17 protein-coding genes are annotated in these 15,357 nt (G+C 71.0%); 6 read left to right on the top strand and 11 right to left on the bottom strand.

The window, feature by feature from the left end:
* Window positions 1-13 precede the first annotated feature (13 nt).
* From AB0K51_RS28615 to AB0K51_RS28600, 4 genes are all read right to left on the bottom strand, one after another.
* Complete coding sequence (locus AB0K51_RS28615; protein ID WP_363460050.1) at window positions 14-1,600, bottom strand: SCO6880 family protein; 1,587 nt, start codon at window positions 1,598-1,600, stop codon at window positions 14-16.
* Between the two features lie 7 nt (window positions 1,601-1,607).
* Complete coding sequence (locus tag AB0K51_RS28610) at window positions 1,608-2,897, bottom strand: hypothetical protein (RefSeq protein WP_363460049.1); 1,290 nt, start codon at window positions 2,895-2,897, stop codon at window positions 1,608-1,610.
* On the bottom strand, window positions 2,887-3,705 hold the full coding sequence (locus tag AB0K51_RS28605; RefSeq protein ID WP_363460048.1) for a hypothetical protein: 819 nt from the start codon (window positions 3,703-3,705) through the stop codon (window positions 2,887-2,889). The genes AB0K51_RS28610 and AB0K51_RS28605 overlap by 11 nt, the downstream gene beginning before the upstream one ends.
* 166 nt (window positions 3,706-3,871) lie before the next feature.
* Window positions 3,872-4,219: a hypothetical protein gene (locus AB0K51_RS28600; protein WP_363460047.1), complete on the bottom strand. Its 348-nt coding sequence runs from the start codon at window positions 4,217-4,219 to the stop codon at window positions 3,872-3,874.
* A 248-nt stretch (window positions 4,220-4,467) separates the two neighbouring features.
* Here AB0K51_RS28600 and AB0K51_RS28595 point away from each other — a divergent pair, with 248 nt between their 5' ends.
* The gene (locus tag AB0K51_RS28595; protein ID WP_363460046.1) at window positions 4,468-5,523 is read left to right on the top strand and encodes a bifunctional lytic transglycosylase/C40 family peptidase; all 1,056 of its coding nucleotides are present in this window, start codon (window positions 4,468-4,470) and stop codon (window positions 5,521-5,523) included.
* 176 nt (window positions 5,524-5,699) lie between these two features.
* Window positions 5,700-6,431 (top strand): phosphatase PAP2 family protein, encoded by a 732-nt coding sequence (locus AB0K51_RS28590; RefSeq protein WP_363460045.1) that lies wholly within the window; start codon window positions 5,700-5,702, stop codon window positions 6,429-6,431.
* Window positions 6,432-6,454: 23 nt separating this feature from the next.
* On the opposite strand, the gene AB0K51_RS28585 is transcribed toward AB0K51_RS28590, so the two are convergent.
* Window positions 6,455-6,637, bottom strand: coding sequence for a hypothetical protein (locus AB0K51_RS28585; protein ID WP_363460096.1), 183 nt, complete (start codon window positions 6,635-6,637; stop codon window positions 6,455-6,457).
* A 157-nt stretch (window positions 6,638-6,794) separates the two neighbouring features.
* On the opposite strand from AB0K51_RS28585, the gene AB0K51_RS28580 reads away from it, so the two are divergent.
* Window positions 6,795-7,628: a hypothetical protein gene (locus AB0K51_RS28580; RefSeq protein ID WP_363460044.1), complete on the top strand. Its 834-nt coding sequence runs from the start codon at window positions 6,795-6,797 to the stop codon at window positions 7,626-7,628.
* A gap of 141 nt (window positions 7,629-7,769) precedes the next feature.
* The gene (locus AB0K51_RS28575; RefSeq protein WP_363460043.1) at window positions 7,770-7,961 is read left to right on the top strand and encodes a hypothetical protein; all 192 of its coding nucleotides are present in this window, start codon (window positions 7,770-7,772) and stop codon (window positions 7,959-7,961) included.
* A gap of 49 nt (window positions 7,962-8,010) precedes the next feature.
* On the opposite strand, the gene AB0K51_RS28570 is transcribed toward AB0K51_RS28575, so the two are convergent.
* A complete protein-coding gene (locus AB0K51_RS28570; protein ID WP_363460042.1) occupies window positions 8,011-8,361 on the bottom strand; it encodes a metal-sensitive transcriptional regulator in 351 nt (116 codons plus the stop codon).
* A 222-nt stretch (window positions 8,362-8,583) separates the two neighbouring features.
* Between AB0K51_RS28570 and AB0K51_RS28565 the strand changes: the two genes are divergently transcribed.
* Together AB0K51_RS28565 and AB0K51_RS28560 are read left to right on the top strand one after the other, a co-directional pair.
* Complete coding sequence (locus AB0K51_RS28565) at window positions 8,584-9,204, top strand: DUF47 family protein (RefSeq protein ID WP_363460041.1); 621 nt, start codon at window positions 8,584-8,586, stop codon at window positions 9,202-9,204.
* A gap of 5 nt (window positions 9,205-9,209) precedes the next feature.
* Window positions 9,210-10,205: an inorganic phosphate transporter gene (locus AB0K51_RS28560; protein WP_363460040.1), complete on the top strand. Its 996-nt coding sequence runs from the start codon at window positions 9,210-9,212 to the stop codon at window positions 10,203-10,205.
* Between the two features lie 169 nt (window positions 10,206-10,374).
* Here the strand turns inward: AB0K51_RS28560 and pstB are convergent, their stop codons facing one another.
* From pstB to AB0K51_RS28535, 5 genes are all read right to left on the bottom strand, one after another.
* The gene (pstB, locus tag AB0K51_RS28555; RefSeq protein ID WP_363460039.1) at window positions 10,375-11,151 is read right to left on the bottom strand and encodes a phosphate ABC transporter ATP-binding protein PstB; all 777 of its coding nucleotides are present in this window, start codon (window positions 11,149-11,151) and stop codon (window positions 10,375-10,377) included.
* Window positions 11,152-11,193: 42 nt separating this feature from the next.
* A complete protein-coding gene (pstA, locus tag AB0K51_RS28550; RefSeq protein ID WP_363460090.1) occupies window positions 11,194-12,264 on the bottom strand; it encodes a phosphate ABC transporter permease PstA in 1,071 nt (356 codons plus the stop codon).
* A gap of 5 nt (window positions 12,265-12,269) precedes the next feature.
* Window positions 12,270-13,253, bottom strand: coding sequence for a phosphate ABC transporter permease subunit PstC (pstC, locus tag AB0K51_RS28545; RefSeq protein WP_363460038.1), 984 nt, complete (start codon window positions 13,251-13,253; stop codon window positions 12,270-12,272).
* 163 nt (window positions 13,254-13,416) lie between these two features.
* The gene (gene pstS / locus AB0K51_RS28540; RefSeq protein ID WP_363460037.1) at window positions 13,417-14,535 is read right to left on the bottom strand and encodes a phosphate ABC transporter substrate-binding protein PstS; all 1,119 of its coding nucleotides are present in this window, start codon (window positions 14,533-14,535) and stop codon (window positions 13,417-13,419) included.
* A 212-nt stretch (window positions 14,536-14,747) separates the two neighbouring features.
* Window positions 14,748-15,239 carry an NUDIX hydrolase gene (locus AB0K51_RS28535; RefSeq protein ID WP_363460036.1) on the bottom strand — a complete coding sequence of 164 codons (492 nt, stop codon included), beginning with the start codon at window positions 15,237-15,239 and terminating at the stop codon, window positions 14,748-14,750.
* Between the last annotated feature and the right edge of the window lie 118 nt (window positions 15,240-15,357).

Here is a 15,357-nt window from a genome sequence, read left to right as displayed (position 1 = left end):
GGGATCAGCGGCGTCAGCGGCGGATGCCGGTGGCGAACGGCAGGGTGTTGGCGAACGCCCGGTGGTGCTCGCGGTCGCACCACTCCAGCTTCAGGTAGCTCTTGCCCGCCGACGCCCGGATGGTCCGCTTGTCCCGGGCCAGCGCCTCCGGATTGCGCGAGGAGACCGTCAGGTAGCCGACCAGGTTCACCCCGGCCGCGCCGGACGCCAGGTCGTCGCCGCGCTGGTCCACCCGGCCGGTGTGCGCCAGGTCGCGCGGGTCCACCGTGCGGTTCATCTTCGCCGCCCGGCTGGCCTCCGCCTCGTCGTTGGTCTTCTCGGTGAGCATCCGCTCGATCGCCACGTCGGTCGGCTCCAGGTCCATCGTCACCGCCACCGTCCGGATCACGTCCGGGGTGTGCACCAGCAGCGGCGCCAGGAAGTTCACCCCGACCGGGGTCAGCGGCCACTCCTTGATCCACGCGGTGGCGTGGCACCACGGGTCGCGGGTCTCCGCCTCCCGGGTCTTCGCCTGCAGGAACTGCGGGTGGGTGGCGTCCAGTTCGGCCGGCCAGGCGTTGCGCCGGCTCATCGCCTGGAGGTGGTCGATCGGGTGGTCCGGGTCGTACATCGAGTGGATCAGCGACGCCAGCCTGGCCTGCCCCAGCGGCTGCCGCACCCGGATGTCCGCCTCCGCCAACCGGGCGCAGATGTCCGTCAGCTCACGGGCCATCACGGTGGCCAGACCGACGTCGTCCCGGTCCGCCCGCGCCTCCCGCGACCCGTACGCGGTGCGCCCCATCGCGTGCGCCTCGGACGCCAGGTCCCGGGTGTAGTGCATGCACGCCACCAGGTACGCCCGGTGCTGCTCCGAGGAGGTCGACACCATCGACTGCAACTGGTCGTAGCTGTCCTGCAGCCAGCGCGGCGCGTGGTGGTCACCGCGCCGCTCCACGTCCTTGGCGTGCGCGTCCGGGTCGGCCGGCAGCGTCCGGGCCAGGATCTGCAGCCGCGTCACGAAGCCGTCCCCGTTGGCGACGTGCTTCAGCAGCGTGCCGAACCGGTCGACCAGCGCCTCCTGGTCCTCCGAGTCGCGCAGGCCCACGCCCGGGCCCTCGATCTCGATCGCCGCGGTCACCGTACGCCGCTCCAGGTGCATCAGCACCGCGACCTCGTCCGGCCCGAACGGCGCGGTCAGCCAGCGCAGCCGCCCCACCCCCGGCGGCGGCCCGACCTCCACCTCGCGCCCGTCCAGCCTGGTCCCGGCCTCGTGCACGTCCGGCCGCCACACCGCCCGGCCGCTGCGCACCGTCCGCCGGAAGGTCCGGTTGATCTCCACCCACTTGTAGAACGTCCGCCGCCGGTACGGCACGTACACCGCCATGATCGCCAGCAGCGGGAAGCCCACCAGTCCGGCGATCCGCAGCGGCAGGATCGGCAGGGCCAGCCCCCACAGCATGCCGAGGCCCGCACCCGCGATGATCAGCACGATCTCGCCGGTCTCCCGGTTGCGCCCGATCGGCGCGTTCGGCCGCGCCTTGCCGATCAGGTAACTGCGGCGCTGATGGACGTACGGCTGGGCGTACTGGGCACCGTACTGGCCGAGCTGATCGCTGCTCATCTACCCGTCACCCTCCCTTCGGGTTGTTGACCGGAGCCTGGGCCGGAGCCTGCGCGGGCGGCCCCGCCGCCCGACCGGAGTTCGCCGGACGCGCCGCGTGGGCCGCGATCCCCGGCGCCACCCCGCCGCCGCCCGCCCCCGGCGAGGCGTTCGCGGTCTGCGCGCCACCGCGCGAGCCGTGCGTCGAGATGCCCTGCTTCACGAAGTTCGCCGGACCGTTGATCATCGCGCTGCCGGCCTGCACCGCACTCGACCGGGCCCGCCGCATCGCCATCAGCTCGTCCCCGAAGCCCGGCACGAACCGGTACACCGTCGCGCTCGCGAAGATCGACAGGAACAGGATCGCCAACCCGCTCAGCACCCGCGCGAAGTCGTCGTCCGCCCCCGCCCCCGTCGCCACCGCGCTCGCCAGCCCCAGGATGATCACGATGATCGGCTTCGCCAGGTCCACCGCCAGCATCATCGCCGCCCACCGGCGCACGTGCTTCCACAGCTGCTTGTCCACCAGCCCCGCGTACACCGCCGTCCCCAGCAGCGCCCCGACGTACAGCATCGCCGCCCGGATCACCAGCTCGATCCACAGCACCGCCGCGGCCAGCACCGCCACCAGCGACACGATGATCAGGATCAGCGGCCCGCCGCCCAGGCTCCCCTTCTCCAGGGTGTCCGCGAACGCGCCCAGGTACGTCCCGGTGTCCGACTTCGTCCCGACCGAGATCGCCTCGGTCAGCCCGTCGGTGACGCTCACCACCGTGTACAGGATCAACGGCGTGAACGCCGAGGCGATCACCGTCAACCACAGGAACCCGACCGCCTCGCCGAACGCCTGCCCCAACGGCGCCCCTCGCACCGCCCGCTTCGTCACCGCCAGCAGCCACAGCACCAACGTGACCACCGTCGACACCGCGAACACCACCGCGTACTGCTGCAGGAACGCCGCATTGGTGAAGTCCACCTGCGTCGTCCCGTCGATCGCCCCCGAAAGCTTCCGCACCACCCAAGCCGCCGCCGTCGCACACCCCTTGGCCAACGACCCCAAAGGATCCGCCACCGACCCCACCGAATCCCCCCCGGGGATGACGGTGGTACCGGGGGGAGCGCAGAGCTTGTCCGCGCCGAGGACGGTCGCGTCCTGGCCCGCGCACTTGGAGACGCTCGGACTGGGACTCGGGCTCGGCGACGGCGCGGCGAAGACCCGCTGCGCGGCCAGCAGCGCGGTGAGTTGAAGACCGCTCAGCGCGGTGCCGAGCGCTCCGGCCCGGCGCAGGAACCGGAGTCTGGACGCATCAGCGGGCATAGCGGAACCCTCCGAACTGCTGGACGGCATCGGCGATCTCTTTCGCGGTGGCCGCCTGCTGGTCGCCCGGGAGGGGGGCGGGGCCCGCGGCGCGGGAGTAGTCGGTGAGCTTCCAGTCGCTGCCGGTCCAGCGCATGGTGACGGTGAGCGTGTACCAGTCCTGGGTGACCGGGTTGGTGGAGGCGTCACCGGCCAGCCCGTACAGCCCGGTGCACCAGACCTCGACCTTGGTGGCGGTGTCGGCGCCGTTGGTGGTCCGGCTGCCGACCGGGACGATCCGGCTGACGAAGGTCTGCCCCTTCGGGGGGTGGCCCTGCGCGTCCAGGCCGAACCGGGCCACCGTCTCCGCCGAGAACGCCTGGTCCAGGCGGGACTGGAGGGTGGGGAGGGCGGTGGGGTCGGCGAGGGTGGTGAGGATGGTGTGGCGGGTGTCGGTGCGGAACATGTCGGCGGAGCCGAGCGCGACGGCGTAGTTGGCGGCGGCCGACTGCGCCCCCTGGTCGGTGTGGGGGTAGCCGGTGGCGATGCCGTTCGCGGTGGTGGTGACGGGCTGCTGGCCGCTCGCGGCGGTGCGGTCGGCGGCGGGGGCGCTTGGGGTGGCGTGGTCGCCGGACGCGGCGCCGCCGCCCCGCACCGGGTCGGGCTTGTTCCGGTTGGCGACGGCGATGGCGACGACCAGCAGGGTGACCACGGCGATGACGGTGAGCAGGGTCCGCAGGGGCCGGGCCTGCCGCCCGCCCGCGGCGGGGGTCTGTTCGGCGACCGGTAGCCGCGTACGGGTGTGCGGCTGGTCGTCGGACAACGGCACGGCGGCCCTCCTGGTGCGGCGCCACCGCGCGGGGCGCGCGGTGGCGAGGGGGTCCCCCCGCCCGATGGCCGGGGGGAGGGTTCACGGTCTGGCGGCGTGGTGGTGGGAGGCGTCCGGGCGTGCGGCTGGCGGGACGCCTGCGGAGGCTACGGGAGTTGTCCGATCGTCAGATCGCCATGCCGTAGACAATGGTGAACAGGGTTCCGAGCGAACCGATGATGAACACGCCGGTCAGCCCGGCGATGATCAGTCCCTTGCCCTGTTCGGCGCTGAAGGTGTCACGCATGGCGGTGGCGCCGATCCGCTGCTTGGCGGCGCCCCAGATGGCGAGGGCGAGGCAGACCAGGATGGCGACGGCCATCACGACCTGGACCATCACGCGGGCCGAGGAGCCGAGCGAGGCGAACGGGCCCCAGTCCGGCGCGATGCCGCCGATGATGGTGTCGATGTTGGCTTTCTTCGGCGGATCCTCCGCCAGGTACCCGATCACCTTGCTGTCCACGCTCAGGTTCATCCCATCTCACCGCCCGCTCAGGAAAATTCAAGGCCCCGGACCACGGTCGAGCGAAGGGGCAGGTCCCATTCTTGGCCAGATCTGGCGTCGACTTGGCCGTTTCTCGCGGATCGCTCGTGGCGCCCCGGTCATCTGAGCCAGGATGTCCGGTGGTTCGAGGATACTGCGGTCCGTTGGTATCTGTGATGATTGGACCGGGCAATAACGCAACAGGACACGGCCGCTGACGCCCCGTCGGGATGGTGCTGATGGTACTCCGCAAGGCTCGGCTCGCGGCCGCCGCGGCAACGGTCGTCTCGCTCGGCTTCGTCGGCGTGGTGACGGTCGGGACGTATGCGGCCAGTGGGATTCCCGGACGCGCCTCCAACGACCTCGCGCTGTCCGGCGGAACGGTGCCCGCGTCCTATCGGCCGCTGATCGAGCGGTGGGGGAAACTCTGCCCGGAGATCTCGCCGCCGATGCTCGCCGCGCAGCTGTACCAGGAGAGCGGATTCGACCCGACGGCGAAGAGCCCGGCGAAGGCCTACGGGATGGCCCAGTTCCTCGAGGGCACCTGGGCCGTCTACGGCACCGACGGGGACGGCGACGGCCGGCAGGACATCTGGAACGCCTCCGACGCGATCGCCTCCGCGGCGACCTACGACTGCGCGCTGGCCCGGGACGTCGCCAAGGTGCCGGGCGACCGGCAGGCCAACATGCTGGCCGCCTACAACGCCGGCCCGTACGCGGTGATAAGCAACAACGGCGTCCCCCCGTACCGCGAGACCCAGGGGTACGTGCGCTCCATCCAGTCGCTGGCCAAGTCCTTCACCGCCCCGGTGAGCGCGGGCGCGCAGCCGGCGCTGTCCAAGCAGGCCGCGGGGGCGATCTACTTCGCGCAGAGCAAGCTCGGCACCGACTACCTGTGGGGCGGCACCGGGCAGGCCTGGGAGAGCGGGCGGTTCGACTGCTCCGGCCTGACCCAGGCGGCGTACGAGTCGGTGGGCATCGAGCTGCCCCGGGTGGCCAACGACCAGTGGTACGCCGGCCAGCACCCGGCCCGCGACCAACTCCGGCCCGGGGACCTGGTGTTCTTCGCCAACGACCTGGAGGACCCGCGCACCATCCACCACGTCGGCATCTACGTCGGCGGCGGCTACATGATCGACGCCCCGCACACCGGCGCCAAGGTCCGCTACGACACCATCGACCAGAAGGACTACATCGGCGCGACCCGGGTCACCCCGGACGGCGCCGCCGCGCTGCCGACCCGGAACCTGAACGACGGCACCATCACCTCGAGTCAAGCACCGGCGAAGGCCTGACGAACCGTCGGCTCGGCATGTGCATGCGGGGTGGACGGTCAGTCAAGTTTCCATAACAGCGCGTTTCATCGGAAACCTCGAAGCCGCTGATGGAGTTGTCTGAGCTGGCTGCCGGTCGTCCGCACCCGGAAGCACACTCACCGGGACACTCGCGGACACCGACAGGGAGGTGCGGCGTGCCCGTGCTGCTCGCCGACCCGAGCGACCCCGACTTCGGGCTGCTGAAGGCCGTCAACGGCCTCGCCGCCGAGGCGCCGCCCTGGCTGGACTCGCTGCTCGCCTGGACCGGCGAGTACGGCGTCCTGCTCGGCCTGACCGCGCTCTGGCTGGCCGCCTGGCTGACCGCCCGCCGCCGGCCGGACGCGCCCACCGCGATCGCCGCGGTGCTCTGGGCGCCGCTCGGCGTCGCGCTCACCGAACTCGCCAACCTCCCGGTCTCCGCGATCGTCTCGCGGCCCCGCCCGTTCGTCGACCACCCCGAGCTGGACGTCCTGGTGGGCGGCAAGGAGGGCACCCTGTCCTTCGTCAGCGACCACTCGGCGATGTCGATGGCGGTCGCCGTCGCCCTGCTGCTGGTCGACCGCCGGCTCGGCGTCGCGGCCGGCGCGCTCGCCGTGCTGCAGGGCTTCTGCCGGCTGTTCGTCGGCGTGCACTACCCGACCGACGTGCTCGGCGGCTACGCGCTGGCCACCGCCGTGGTGTTGCTGCTCGCCCCGATCGCGATGGCCGTGCTGGTCCCGCTCTGCCACGCGGCCGGCCGCACCGCGCTGCGCCCGCTGCTGGTCGCCGCCGCCCCCGCCGAGGGCCGACGCCCCGTCGGCCGGGCCGCCCGGCGCACCGCCCGGTCCTCCGGCAGCCCGCTGCGCCGGCGCGGCGACTCGAACCGGGACTCCGACCTGGCCGCCTGACGGCCCGTCGGACGGAGGAGGGGTCAGCCCGGCCGATGCTCGGCCAGGTGCTCGGCGGCGTCCCGCCGCGACTTGTCCCGCGAGCGGCGGCCGGGCGCGAACCAACCGCAGCTGCACTCGGCGAAGCTGAACGATCCGCGCTCCACCACTTCAGCCCGGTGAGCCGACGCCGCCGCGTCGCTCGCCTCCGGCCGCTGGTCTGCCACTCCTTCACGGTAACCCGCCCGGCGGAACGGACGGTGAACACGTCCGGCCACCGGGCGCCGTAACCTCCGCGGCCCCAACTCGTTTGCCGGACAAGAGCTCTGCCCATCCGGGGCAGCTGCTTGCCGGGTCACCGGGGCCCGAGGGGGTAGTGGAGAAGTGACGAAGCTCAACCAGGCCGCCGCCGCGGCGTTGCTCGCCGCCGTGCTGACCGCCTGTTCGGCCGGCTCCCAGCAGGGCGGCGGGAGCTCCGCCGACCAGTTGTCGGCCGACCCGCTCACCGCGGTCCGCTCCACCGCCGACATCACCGGCCGGACCGGCTCGGCGCACGCGGTCACCGAGCTGGTCACCGAGTCCGCCGACAAGAAGGCCGTGTTCAACGGCAGCGGCGGCTACGACTACGTGAAGCGGCTCGGCCGCCTGGAGGTGGACGTCCCGCCCGGCGCCGCCACCACCGGCAAGATCACCGAGGTGGTCCTGCCCGGCACCGTCTACCTGCAGAACTCCGGCGCGAAGATCCCCGAGGGCAAGTGGGTCAAGCTGGACGTCCGCCAGCTCCCCGACGGCAACCTGGTCAGCAGCGGCGCCACCGACCCGGCCACCGCGGCCGGCGCGCTGCGCGGCGCGCAGCACGCCGAGCTGGTGGGCGCCGAGACCGTCGAAGGCGTGGAGCTCAAGCACTACAAGGGCACCCTGGACCTCGCCGCGGCCGCCGACGCGACCGGCGGCCGCGGCGCGGACGGCCTGCGGATGGCCGCGCAGACCTTCACGGTCAAGGAGGTGCCGTTCGAGGTGTGGCTGGACGCCCAGGGCCGGATGCACAAGGTGGTGGAGACCTTCGGCTTCGCCGGGGTTGCCGGTTCCAAGGCGCCGAAGGACCAGGTCAAGGTGGTCTCCACGCTCACCCTCCACGACTTCGGCAAGCCGGTGGAGGCCGCCGAGCCCGCCGCCTCCGAGATCTACTCGATGAAGGCGGCCGCCCCGCCGAAGTGACCGCGGGCGGCCCGGCCCACCCGTTTCGGGCGGCAGAGATGACCCGTCCGTGCCATGTGGCGCGGCTCACCGCTGCCTAGGCTGGACGGGCCGGGCCGGTGTCCCGGCGACGGACGGGGCGCGGGAAGGGGTGGAGGGCAGATGTCGTCCGGGGAGAGCCAGACCGGCGGCCACGACCGCACCGCGCTGGACGAGATCGACCTGGCCGGCGAGCTGATGATCGCCGCCTCGGCGAGCGACGCGGACCGGCTGGCCGCCGAGCAGATCGACCAGGTGCTGCTGGAGCACCGCCCGGCGGAGCCCCCCGAGGACGGCCCCGAGCAGCCGGACTGACCATCCGTCAGTCCCGCGGCCCCGACCGTCAGGTGCGGGGCCCGGCCGGTCAGGTGCGCAGCAGGCGGGCGATCGCCGCGGTCGCCTCGGCCACCTTGTCGTCGAGTTCGTCGCCGCCCTGTTCCGCCGCGGCGGCCACGCAGTGCCGCAGGTGCTCCTCCAGCAGGGACAGGGCGAAGGACTGCAGCGCCTTGGTCGAGGCGGACACCTGGGTGAGGATGTCGATGCAGTAGACGTCCTCGTCGACCATCCGCTGCAGGCCGCGGATCTGGCCCTCGATCCGGCGCAGCCGCTTGAGGTGCGCCTCCTTCTCCGCGCTGTAGCCGTGCGGTCCCTGGGGTTCCTGCGCCCCGTGGCACGCCGGAGCCGTCTCGCTGCTCGGGGTGTCGATGGTGGTCATCCGGTCCGCCCTCCAGGCCTCGCTTCTCGGGCCCATTCTCCAACACGCCGCCGGGGTCCGGTGTTCCGCCGTCCGGGCGTCAGGTCACAGATCCCCGTGCAGGGCAGGCGCAAACGGGCCCACGGTGGGCGACACTTAGGGCGCGTCAAGACCCCGTTTCCTCTTCCCGAACAGCGTGCGCCTAGCATCGTTCAGTCCAGCCCCCGCACATCGGAGAGCTCCGTGCGTTTTAGCCTGACCCCGAAGGAGACGAGTTTCTACGACATGTTCGCCGCCGCCGCGGAGAACCTGGTCGTGGGATCGAAGCTCCTGCTCGAGCTGCTGGGATCAGACGTGTCCACCCGCGCGGAGATCGTCGAGCGCATGCGCGCCGCCGAGCACGCCGGGGACGACACCACCCATGCGATCTTCCACCAGCTGAACTCCTCGTTCATCACGCCGTTCGACCGCGAGGACATCTACGCGCTGGCGTCCTCGCTGGACGACATCATGGACTTCATGGAGGAGGCCGTCGACCTGGTCGTGCTGTACGACATCGAGACCCTCCCGAAGGGGATCGAGCAGCAGATCGAGGTACTGGCGCGGGCCGCCGAGCTGACCGCGGAGGCGATGCCGCACCTGCGGTCGATGTCCAACCTGACCGAGTACTGGATCGAGATCAACCGGCTGGAGAACCAGGCGGACCAGATCCACCGCAAGCTGCTGGCGCACCTGTTCTCCGGCCAGTACGACGCGATCGAGGTGCTGAAGCTGAAGCAGGTGGTCGACGTCCTGGAGGAGGCCGCCGACGCGTTCGAGCACGTGGCCAACACGGTGGAGACCATCGCGGTCAAGGAGTCCTGACCTCCGTGGACATGGCAGCACTGATCGTCGTCATCGGCGTGGCTTTCTTCTTCACCTACACCAACGGCTTCCACGACTCGGCGAACGCCATCGCCACCTCGGTCTCCACCCGGGCGCTCACCCCGCGGGCGGCGCTGGCGATGGCCGCGGTGATGAACCTGGCGGGCGCGTTCCTCGGCAGCGGGGTGGCCAAGACCGTCTCCAAGGGCATCATCGAGACCCCGTCCGGCTCGCAGGGGATGGCGATCCTGTTCGCCGGCCTGGTCGGCGCGATCGCGTGGAACCTGGTCACCTGGTACTTCGGCCTGCCCTCCTCGTCCTCGCACGCGCTGTTCGGCGGCCTGGTCGGCGCGGCGCTGGCGGCCGGCACCGGGGTGATCTGGCACGGCGTGATCGACAAGATCATCATCCCGATGTTCGTCTCGCCGATCGTCGGCCTGGCCGGCGGTTTCCTGGTGATGCTGGCGATCCTGTGGATCTTCCGGCGGACCAACCCGCACAAGGCCAAGCGCAACTTCCGGGTGGCGCAGACCGCTTCGGCCGCCGCGATGGCGCTGGCGCACGGTCTGCAGGACGCCCAGAAGACCATGGGCATCGTGGTCATGGCGCTGGTGATCTCCGGCCACCAGACCGGCAACGACATCCCGATCTGGGTGAAGCTCTCCTGCGCGACCATGCTGTCGCTGGGCACCTACGCGGGCGGCTGGCGGATCATGCGCACCCTGGGGCGCAAGATCATCGAGCTGGACCCGCCGCAGGGCTTCGCCGCCGAGGCCACCGCCTCGACGGTCATGTACGTCACCTCGTTCGTCTACGCCGCCCCGATCTCCACCACCCACGTGATCACCTCGGCGATCATGGGCGTGGGCGCCACCAAGCGGATCCGCGCGGTGCGCTGGGGTGTCGCGAAGAACATCGTGCTCGGCTGGTTCATCACCATGCCGGCCGCCGCCCTGGTGGCCGCCGGGATGTACGGAATCGTCCACCTGATCTTCCTCTGACCCGGCGTCAGCCCGGATGGAACGAGCGGGTGGTGCACCCGGTGGGATCACCGGGTAGGACGCGGGAAGGCGAAGGGCCCGCCCCCACAGCACGGGGGCGGGCCCTTCTGTTGCTCCGCGGCGGCACCGCCATGCAGCACCGCGAAGCAGATCCTGGGTGGCGGTCCGATCAGCCGAAGCGGCCGGAGATGTAGTCCTCGGTGGCCTGGACCGACGGGTTGGAGAAGATCCGCTGGGTGTCGTCCAGCTCGATCAGCTTGCCCGGCTGGCCGACGCCCGCCAGGTTGAAGAAGGCGGTGCGGTCGGAGACGCGGGCCGCCTGCTGCATGTTGTGGGTGACGATCACGATGGTGTACTGCGCCTTCAGCTCACCGATCAGGTCCTCGATGGCGAGGGTGGAGATCGGGTCGAGGGCCGAGCAGGGCTCGTCCATCAGCAGCACCTCGGGCTCGACCGCGGTGGCGCGGGCGATGCACAGACGCTGCTGCTGACCGCCGGAGAGGCCGGCGCCGGGCTTGTTCAGCCGGTCCTTGACCTCGTTCCACAGGTTGGCACCGCGGAGCGAGCGCTCCACCACGCCGTCCAGCACGGACTTCTTCTTCACGCCGGCCAGCTTCAGGCCGGCCACCACGTTGTCGTAGATCGACATGGTGGGGAAGGGGTTGGGGCGCTGGAACACCATGCCGACGGAGCGGCGGACCGCCACCGGGTCGACGTTGCTGCCGTACAGGTTCTCGTCGTCCAGCATCACCTTGCCCTCGACCCGGGCGCCGGGGATCACCTCGTGCATCCGGTTCAGGGTGCGCAGGAAGGTGGACTTGCCGCAGCCGGAGGGGCCGATGAAGGCGGTCACCGAGCGGGGCTCGACGGTCATCGAGATGTCCTCGATGGCCTTGGTGGAGCCGTAGTAGGCCGACAGTCCGCTGACGTCGATGCGCTTGGCCATGATCTTTCTCTTCTTCCGTGTCTTCTCGTACGTCAGTCGGTGTCAGTGCCCGGCCTTGGGCGAACGCCAGCGGGCGATGCCCCGCGCGATGAGGTTGAGCCCCATCACGAAGGCGATCAGCACCAGCGCGGCACCCCAGGCACGCGTGTAGCCGTAGTCGTTGTTGACCATCGAGTACTGCTGCCAGATGTACAGCGGCAGGGACTGCTGCGGTCCGTTGAACGGGTCGGAGTTGATGAAGTCGGCGCCGAACACCAGCATCAACACGGGAGCGGTCTCACCGGTGATGCGGGCGACCGCCAGCATCACACCGGTGGTGATACCACCCACGGCCGTGGGGAGCACGATCCGCAGGATCGTCTTCCACCTCGGCACACCGAGCGCGTACGAGGCTTCGCGGAGCTCGTTCGGGACGAGCTTGAGCATCTCCTCGGTGGAGCGGACCACGACCGGCATCATCAGGATCGCCAGCGCGAGGCTGCCGGAGAAGCCGGAGTACTCGAACCCGAGGGCGATGTTCCAGAGCGACAGGACGAAGAGGCCGGCCACGACGGACGGGATGCCCGTCATGACGTCGACGAAGAAGGTGACCGCCTTGGCGAGCCGGCCGCGGCCGTACTCCACCAGGTAGACGGCGGTGAGCAGGCCGATCGGCGCGGCGATCAGGGTCGCCAGCAGCACCTGCTCGATGGTGCCGATGATCGCGTGGTAGATGCCACCGTCCGGAGTGGTGGTGGCGACCACGCCCTTCATCGAGTGGGTCAGGAAGTTGATGTTGATCGCCTTGATGCCCTGCTGGACCGTGTAGAGGGTCAGCGACACCAGCGGGACGACCGCGCAGATGAACGCGACCCACACCAGCGAGGTGGCGAAGCGGTCCTTGGCCTGGCGGCGGCCCTCGACCTGGGCGGAGGCCAGGTAGCCGATCAGCAGGAAGAGCAGCGCGGAGATCAGGCCCCACTGCAGGTGGCTCTTCAGGCCGCCCAGCGCGCCGATGGCGCAGCCGAGGGCGATCGAGACGGCCGCGACGGCGGCCGGCGCCCAGCGCGGCAGCCGGGCCGCGGTCAGCCGGTGGCTGAGCTGCGGCGGCGTGGCGTCGGTGACGGTGGAGATGGCGCTCACGCGGCGGCCCCCGAGTACTCCTTGCGGCGGGCGATGATCATGCGGGCCGCGCCGTTCACCAGCAGGGTGATCACGAACAGGACGAGACCGGAGGCCATCAGGGCGTCCCGGCCGAGCGGCTGGGCCTCGTTGAACTTCAGGGCGATGTTCTGGGCGAAGGTACCGCCGCCCGGGTCCAGCAGGTGCAGCGACAGCTTGCTGTTGGTGGACAGCACGGTGGCGACCGCGATGGTCTCACCGAGGGCGCGGCCCAGGCCCAGCATCGAGGCCGAGATGATGCCCGGGCGGCCGAACGGCAGCACCGCGGTGCGGATCATCTCCCAGCGGGTCGCGCCGAGCGCGAGCGCCGCCTCCTCGTGCATCCGCGGGACCTGCCGGAACACCTCGCGGGAGACCGCGGTGATGATCGGCAGCACCATGATCGCCAGCAGGATGCCGACGGTGAACAGGGTGCGCGGCGGCACGCCGGAGCTGCTCTGGCTGAAGATGTACGTCCAGCCGAGGTACTGGTCCATCCAGCTGGCCAGGCCGTTCATGTGCGGGACCAGGAAGAGGACGCCCCACAGGCCGTAGACGATCGAGGGGACGGCGGCCAGCAGGTCGACCAGGTAGGCGAACGGCTGGGCGATCCGGCGCGGCGCGTAGTGCGAGATGAACAGCGCGATGCCGACCGCGATCGGGACCGCGATGACCATCGCGATGAACGCGCTCACCAGGGTGCCGAAGGTCAGCACCGCGATGCCGAAGACCGGCTTGGTGGCGTCCGGCAGCCACTCGAAGGTGGTGAAGAAGTTGGCCTCGTCCTTGCTGATGGCGATGACCGAGCGGTAGGCCAGGAAGCCCGCGATGGCGGCCATGATGACCAGCAGCAGGATGCCCGAGCCCCGGGAGAAGTTGAAGAACACGGCGTCGCCGCGGCGGCTGTCGCCTCGGCGTCGGCGGGTCCGTCCCCGCGCCTCGGCGGGGGTGGCAGAAGTCATGATCGTTTACTCCGGTCTGGCGGTGCAGCCCCGCGGAGGGCGGCACCATGGCGGCGGTGCCCCGGACGTTCTTGGTGGGTGGTACGGAAAGACGGACGAATGGTCCGGCCGAGCGGCCCCTCCCCCCTCCAGTGGGGGCCGCCCGGCCGGTCGTCACTCAGCCTCAGGCGAGGGCGTCGACCTGGGTCTTCACCTTGGCGGCCAGGTCCTTCGGCAGCGGGACGTAGCCGGTGGCGCCGATGGCCTGCTGGCCGGCGTCGCTCACGGTGTACTGCAGGAAGGACTTCAGGACCGGCAGGCTGTCGGCCTTGTTGCCCTTGTCGCAGACGATCTCGTAGGTGACCAGGGTGAGCGGGTAGGCGCCCTCGTCCTTGGTCGCGTAGTCGATGCTCAGCGCCAGGTCCGCACCGGTGCCGACGACCTTGGCGTTGGCCAGGGTGGTGGCGGCGTTGGCCGCGGTCGCCTCGACCGGCTTGGAGGCGCCGGTGTTGATGGCGGCGCTGGTCAGCTTGTTGGTCTGGGCGAAGGAGAGCTCGACGTAGGAGATCGAGTTCGGGACCTGCTTGACCTGGGCCGCGACACCGGCGGAGCCGTTCGCGGACTGGCCGCCCTGGCCCGCCCAGGTCTTGGCGGCCGGGTACTTCCAGGCACCGGCGCCGGCCTTCGCGAGGTACGCGGTCAGGTTGGCGGTGGTGCCCGAGTCGTCCGAGCGGTGGATGGCCTGGATGTCCGCGGCGGGGAGGTTGACACCCGCGTTGAGGGCGGCGATCGCCGGGTCGTTCCACTTGGTGATCTGCGAGTCGAAGATCTTCGCCAGGGTCGGGCCGTCGAGGACGAGCTTGTCGACACCCTGGACGTTGAAGACGATCGAGATCAGGCCGCCGACCATCGGCAGGTCGATGCCCTGACCGCCGGTGCAGACCTGCTTCGAGCTGTCGATCTCGGACTGCTTCAGGGCGGCGTCGGAGCCCGCGAAGGCGACCTTGCCCTGGTTGAACTGGGTGACACCGGCACCCGAACCGCCGCCGCTGTAGGTCAGGGTCGCGCTGGAGCAGGCGGCGCTGTAAGCGGCCTTCCAGACGTCGATCGCGGGGCCCTGGGCGGTCGAACCGGCGCCCAGCAGCTGGCCACCCTTGTCGGCACACGCGATGGCGGCGGCGCTGGCCGAACCCGAGGCGCCGCCCGAGCTCTTGTTGGAGTTGTCGTCCGTACCACAGGCGGCGAGCGACAGGGTGGAGGCGAGCGCCACGGCACCGATGGCGAGGGCCTTGGAGCGGTTCACAGGGTGTCCCTTTCTGAGGCAATGCCGGATCAGACCTGATCCGGATTTGCTGTGGTCCGGGGCCCTTACGGCCCTCCGGTAGTCCCGAAGTTAAGCAGGGCAGGTGACGCGTCAGCCGGTCGCAAATGAACGGGGAGTGAACCTCGGACGGATGTCAGGAAACTGAGGTCGGTAGTAACGGTTGCGTCACGGCCGGAACGCGGGCAGATCACTCAGCCCAGCAGGACCGCCAGCAGGGCGTCGATCAGCACCTCGTCCCGCGGGTGGGTCAGCCGCTCACGCGCCTTGCGCGGCGGCAGCCACTCCAACCGGTCCACCTCCCGGTTCGGCCGGAACGCCCCGCCGGTCGGCACCGCCGCCCAGTACCGGACCTCCTTCGGCCGGCCCTGCGCCAGGTAGTGCTGGGTCGGCAGCTCAGGACCGAGCACGCAGCTCATCCCGGTCTCCTCGCGCACCTCGCGCAGCGCCGCCGCCCGCCAGCCCTCCCCCGGATCCAACTTCCCCTTCGGCAGGCTCCAGTCGTCGTACTTGGGCCGGTGCACCAGCGCGATCCGCGGCTTCTTCCGCCCCTTGCCGTCCTTGCGCAGCGGCCCGGGCACCCACAGCACCGCGCCCGCCGCCAGCACCGTCGACCCCGACCGCGCCCCGGGATCCCACCGGTCCCGGGCGGATCCACGGGCGGGCGGCGTCAGGCGTTCGGGCATGCGGGGGTCCATCCGGGGCGAGGGAGTCAGTCCAGCACCGACGGCACCGCCGCCAGGCCGACCAGCCCGGGGGCCACCCCCGGCCACTGACGCCCGAAAGCGTACCGGGCCGCCTCCA

Source organism: Kitasatospora sp. NPDC049285 (genome assembly GCF_040678815.1).
Classification (GTDB): domain Bacteria; phylum Actinomycetota; class Actinomycetes; order Streptomycetales; family Streptomycetaceae; genus Kitasatospora.
Note: the sequence above shows the minus strand (reverse complement) of the source record. Positions and strands in the feature narration are given on the sequence as shown.